Genomic DNA, 1,701 nt, shown 5'->3' with positions numbered 1-1,701 from the left:
TCTTTGTGTATGATGAAGAAATGAAGCCGGATTGAACTGCTCACAATCCATAAATACAAAAATGTACAATATATTTTACATCAGGCAGGGTTCCTGCACCATACATGGAGAAGATAATGGAGATCTGTATCCGGCTTGAAGAGGTCAAACGAATCTATACGATGGAGGCTGGAGATGTTTACGCACTGAACGGTGTCACTCTCGATATCGGTGTTGGTGAATTTGTTGCAATAATGGGAGCGTCCGGGTCAGGGAAAACAACCCTTTTAAACCAGATCGGGTGCCTCGACCAGCCGACAAGCGGTGACCTCTTTATTGAAGGAAAGAATACCCGTGAACTCTCAGATTATGAGCTGACTGAGCTCCGCAGGGATGCAATCGGCTTCATCTTCCAGAAATTTAATTTGATCCCCCTCCTGACGGCATTTGAGAATGTCGAATATCCGCTTATCCTGAAGACTGGTGCACGGGATACAACCGGGAAACCAGCAGAACTCTTAAAACTCGTCGGCCTTGACGGAGGACACATCCACCACACCCCAAATCAGCTCTCAGGAGGCCAGCAGCAGCGTGTTGCGATTGCGAGGGCTCTGGCCAATGATCCACGGATTCTCCTCTGCGATGAACCGACAGGCAACCTCGACTCAAAGACCGGGCAACAGATTATGGATATTCTCACCAATCTGAACGGGCAGGGGAAGACAATCGTGATGGTCACTCATTCGGATGAGATTGCATCTTTTGCAGATCGGATCATCACCATCCGGGACGGGGTGATCCAGTGATTCACCTCGGAATGACATTTGAACTGGCAAAGAGAAATGTCAGGCTCCATCTCTTCAGATCAATTCTTGCAGCACTTGGGATCATCATCGGTGTTGTGGCGATCACCTCGATGGGCCTTCTCGGTGGTGCACTTGAACAGTCAGTATCTGATGAGCTGATGAATATGGGCAACTCAATCATCATCACCCCGGCAGGACCATCAGTCGGAGATCAAAAAGCGGGTATTGATGAGCGGGACATCAGGCAGATCAAGTTGATCGCGGGGAGGCACCCGACAATCGCCTTCTACAATACCTATGACCAGATCAAAGTCGGAGATAACCGGAGGTATGCTTCGGTGTACGGTGTTGATCCGGGAGAACTCCCGTCGACAACAACCCTGGTATCAGGAAGATATGTCTCGGGAACAGAAGGTGTGATGATCGGCCAGAGTCTGGCCCGACAGTACGATATCAAGGAAGGCAATTTTATCACAATCGGCATCGGAAGCCGTGAACAACGGGTGCGTGTTGTCGGAATCCTTGAAGATACCGGGTTCTCTGGCGGCATCCAGACCGATAATGCCATCATTGCATCTGATCGGTGGTATGAGTCAGAGTATGGGGGGAAAGGTAAATACGATCAGGTTGTCATCACCGTTGAAGATCTCGATGAGATCGACCGTATCAAGGATCAGATCGATGCCAGGCTGAACCGGCGTGAGGATATCGTCAATATTATGGATTTCAGGGCGATGATCTCATCCATCCAGGATGCAATCGGTCAGATATCACTCTTTGTCATGGCAATTGGCGGAATATCGCTTGTGGTTGCCGCAGTCAGTATCTTAAACGTGATGCTCATCTCTGTAAACGAGCGGATCAAGGAGATCGGGATTCTTAGGAGTATAGGCACCCAGAAGAGCGATATCAGCAA

Annotated in this window: 2 protein-coding genes; both read left to right on the top strand. The window is 49.3% G+C overall.

Annotation, left to right across the window (positions count from 1 at the left end; genetic code table 11):
- Positions 1 to 104 precede the first annotated feature (104 nt).
- A complete protein-coding gene (locus tag QCH34_RS12125; RefSeq protein ID WP_300334514.1) occupies positions 105 to 785 on the top strand; it encodes an ABC transporter ATP-binding protein in 681 nt (226 codons plus the stop codon).
- A partial coding sequence (locus tag QCH34_RS12120; RefSeq protein ID WP_300334512.1) for an ABC transporter permease occupies positions 782 to 1,701 on the top strand: 920 nt, incomplete at its 3' end. The genes QCH34_RS12125 and QCH34_RS12120, both read left to right, overlap by 4 nt.

Source organism: Methanocalculus sp., from assembly GCF_029762515.1.
Taxonomy (GTDB): domain Archaea; phylum Halobacteriota; class Methanomicrobia; order Methanomicrobiales; family Methanocorpusculaceae; genus Methanocalculus.
This window is presented reverse-complemented; position numbering and strand designations above follow the sequence as displayed.